General features: G+C 69.7%; 3 protein-coding genes and 1 pseudogene. 2 read left to right on the forward strand and 2 right to left on the reverse strand.

Features of this window, described 5'->3' with window-relative positions:
* Positions 1-298, forward strand: a pseudogene (locus FUT87_RS19855) (phasin family protein); the annotation flags it as partial.
* 107 nt (positions 299-405) lie between these two features.
* Here the strand turns inward: FUT87_RS19855 and FUT87_RS19860 are convergent.
* The gene (locus tag FUT87_RS19860; RefSeq protein ID WP_147242139.1) at positions 406-1113 is read right to left on the reverse strand and encodes a TetR/AcrR family transcriptional regulator; all 708 of its coding nucleotides are present in this window, start codon (positions 1111-1113) and stop codon (positions 406-408) included.
* 282 nt (positions 1114-1395) lie between these two features.
* On the opposite strand from FUT87_RS19860, the gene FUT87_RS19865 reads away from it, so the two are divergent.
* Complete coding sequence (locus FUT87_RS19865) at positions 1396-1965, forward strand: YdeI family protein (protein WP_147242140.1); 570 nt, start codon at positions 1396-1398, stop codon at positions 1963-1965.
* A gap of 18 nt (positions 1966-1983) precedes the next feature.
* Here the strand turns inward: FUT87_RS19865 and FUT87_RS19870 are convergent, their stop codons facing one another.
* Positions 1984-2964, reverse strand: a complete 981-nt coding sequence (locus FUT87_RS19870; RefSeq protein WP_147242141.1) for a patatin-like phospholipase family protein — start codon at positions 2962-2964, stop codon at positions 1984-1986.
* Positions 2965-3155 lie beyond the last annotated feature (191 nt).

Below are 3155 nucleotides of genomic sequence, written 5' to 3' on the forward strand. Positions count from 1 at the left end.
CATCGCCTCGTCGACCTCGTCGGAATTCGTCAAGCTGGCCGAGTCGCAAGTCGCCGACGCCCAGGTCAAGTTTGGCGCCGTCGTCGACAACGCGACCAAGAACGCCCCGGCTGGCACGGAAAATGCTGTTGCTTTGGTGAAGTCGGCGGTCGCCGCGGCCAACAACGCTTACGAAAGCCTGCACAAGGCTGCCAAGCAGGCCTCCGAGATCGCTGAATCGAATTTCAACGCCGTGACCAGCACGGCGGTGAAGGCCACCCAGAACGCCACCCGTACCGCCAAGCGCGCCACGGCCTGAGCGTTCCGAGAGTTGCCGCAACGGTTGTCTCCTCGGTACCCAAGGAAGCTTGGCTTCCCAAGTGCCCTTCAAGCCCAGCTTCATGCTGGGCTTTTTTTTGGTGCGGATCAGTCGCCGGACGACACCATCGGCGTCGCCGCGTTCGCCCCGGAGGCGAAGCGGGCGAACTGGTCCGCCACGTCGCGCAGCACGCCCTGCACGGTGAACTCGCGCAGCGCCTCGCGGTCGTACAGCGGGTAACGCGGCAGGCCGATCACCATCATCAGGTAGCCCATGGTGCGCACCGACATCTGGTCGCAGATCAGCCGGATCGCGGTTTCATCGGGCTCGAAGCCCTCCGGCGCGCAGGCCGCCACCCGCTCCCGCATCAGGCCCAGCAGCCGGTTGTAGACCGGTTGCTGCGACTGGCCGATCTCCTCCAGCGAGCCCGTCTGGGTCAGCGACATGTAGATCATCCGGAACTGCTCCGGATGTCGCTCCCAGAAGTCCAGCAGGCAGCGGGTGTGAGCCTCCAGTACCTTGCGCGGGGCGCGCTGGTCCTTGGAGGCGTCCAGCAGCTCGTCGGTCAGCGCCTCGAAGACCTCGATCCACAGCCCGTCCAGCAGCGCCTTCTTGCTCTCGAAGTAGCTGTAGATCGCCATCGTCGAGATCCCCAGCTCCTGCGCCAGGCGCCGCATGCTCAGCGCCTCCACGCCTTCGTCCCGGTAGATCTTGCGAGCGCGCTCCAGCATCTCGCGCTTGAGCGCGGCCATCTCGGCGGGGCCGCGGCGCAGCCGGGGCCGCTCGCGGTCGGTGTGCTGATCGATGTGTGCCACGGCGTTCCTGCATTCAAAGGTTATTGTCGGCGTACGTTATCTCACGCTGGAGACCGCATCCAATCCTCGTGAACCCGCGCAGGGACGGGACCTTCGTCATTGCGTACACGTACGCAAAAAGCTGACCCCAACCCCTCCTCGCGGGCCGACGGCGACCGACGCGTCCGGCGGCGGCGGCCGCGCCCACGGCGACCGGCGCTTCCTGTCCAAGGGCAAAACGCGCGCCACGGGCACCGGCGCTGCTGCCAGGCCGAGCCCGGTACCGGGGCATACTCGCGGCCCATGGCCACCCGCACCCCGATCTTCTTCGCCAGCGCCGCCGAGTTCCGCGACTGGCTCGACCAGCACGCCGCCACGGCCACCGAGGTCGTGGTCGGCTTCCACAAGCTCGCCACCGGCGAACCCAGCCTCGCCTGGCCGGAGTCGGTCGACGAGGCGCTCTGCCACGGCTGGATCGACGGCGTGCGCACCCGCATCGACGACAAGCGCTACAAGATCCGCTTCACGCCGCGCAAGGCGGTGTCGATCTGGAGCGCAGTCAACATCGGCCGCGCCGAGGCGCTGATCCAGGAAGGCCGCATGAAGCCGGCCGGGCTGGCCGCCTTCGAGCGCCGCCAGGAGGAGCGCTCGAGGGTCTATGCGTTCGAGCAGCCCAAGGAACTGGTGGAACTGACGCCGGCCCACGAGGTCGTCTTCATGCGGCACCCGGCGGCCTGGGCCTTCTTCCAGCAGCAGCCGGACGGCTACCGCCGCACCAGCATCTGGCACATCCTCAGCGCGAAGAAGCCCGAGACCCAGCTGGCCCGGCTGAACAAGCTGATCGAGGCCAGCGCGCGCGGCGAGCGCCTCTAGGCGCCCCGCTTCCGCGGATCAGCGGGTCTTCGCGGCGATCTTGCGGCGGATCTCCGGCAGCATCGCCGTCGCCACCTCGCGGCCGAGCGTGATCGCGCGGCGCCGGGTGCTGAAGTCCGAGCCGCTGAAGCCGTCCAGCTTGGGCCGCAGCACCACGTCGGCGCCCTGCAGCTCGTACTGGTTGATCGACTTGCCCATGATCGAGAAGGTCTGCAGCAGCATGCGCATCGCGTCGCCTGGGATCTTGGGATCGGGCGGCTCGCCGATGTCGACGGCGATGACCAGCTCCGCGCCCATCTGCCGGGCGAAGCGCACCGGCACCGGCGCCACCAGGCCGCCGTCGACGTACTCGCGGTTGCCGATCTTCACCGGCTGGAACACCGCCGGCACGGCGCTGGACGCCCGCACCGCGGTGCCCACGTCGCCCTGGCGGAACAGGATGGGCGAGCCGTCGCCCAGGTCGGTCGCGACGATGCCCAGCGGCAGCGGCAGCTGCTCCAGCCCGCGGTTGCCGGTCATCTGCCGGACGTAGCGCGCCAGCGCCTCGCCGCGGATCAGGCCGCGCATCGGGAAGGTCCAGTCGGTGATCGCGCCCTCGTCCATCGCCTCGGCGACGGTCTGCAGCTCCTTGCCGCTGCGCCCGGCCGCGTAGAGCGCCCCCACCAGGCTGCCGGCCGAGGTGCCGCAGACCAGGTCGACCTTGATGCCGTTCTCCTCCAGCACCTGGATCACGCCGATGTGGGCGAAGCCGCGCGCGGCCCCGCCGCCCAGCGCCAGGCCCAGGCGCGGGGGCTTGGGCACCGGCTTGGGCGTGACGGGCGTGGGCAGCTCGGGGTCGGGCGTGGTCACCACCGGCGTCGGCGCGCTGTTGGGCGACAGCGTCGTGCAGCCGCCCAGCACGCCCAGGCCGGCGGCGCCGGCTGCAAGCAGCCAGCGGCGACGGGACGGCTCGGGCGGCAGGCCGGCGGATTTGGTAGGGTCGCGGTCGTCTCGGAACATGGCGCGGGATTCTAGGGAAACGCTGTAGCGATCCTGTTGCCAGGCGCACGCACAATCCCGGCCCGCAAGCGGAGAGCCCATCGATGAATGACAAGAGCGCCAAGGACAGCCACCGCCGACCCGGCGCGCCCCGACGCTGGCTGGTGCGGGCCCTGATCGGGCTGCCGCTGCTGCTGATCGCGCTGGCGCTC

It is taken from the genome of Mitsuaria sp. TWR114 (assembly GCF_007997345.1).

What these genes read in the sequence shown, in the direction of transcription:
- FUT87_RS19865 (WP_147242140.1), top strand. Translation starts at nt 1,396, where the DNA reads ATGGCCACCCGCACCCCGATCTTCTTCGCCAGCGCCGCCGAGTTCCGC.
- FUT87_RS19870 (WP_147242141.1), bottom strand. Translation starts at nt 2,964, where the DNA reads ATGTTCCGAGACGACCGCGACCCTACCAAATCCGCCGGCCTGCCGCCC.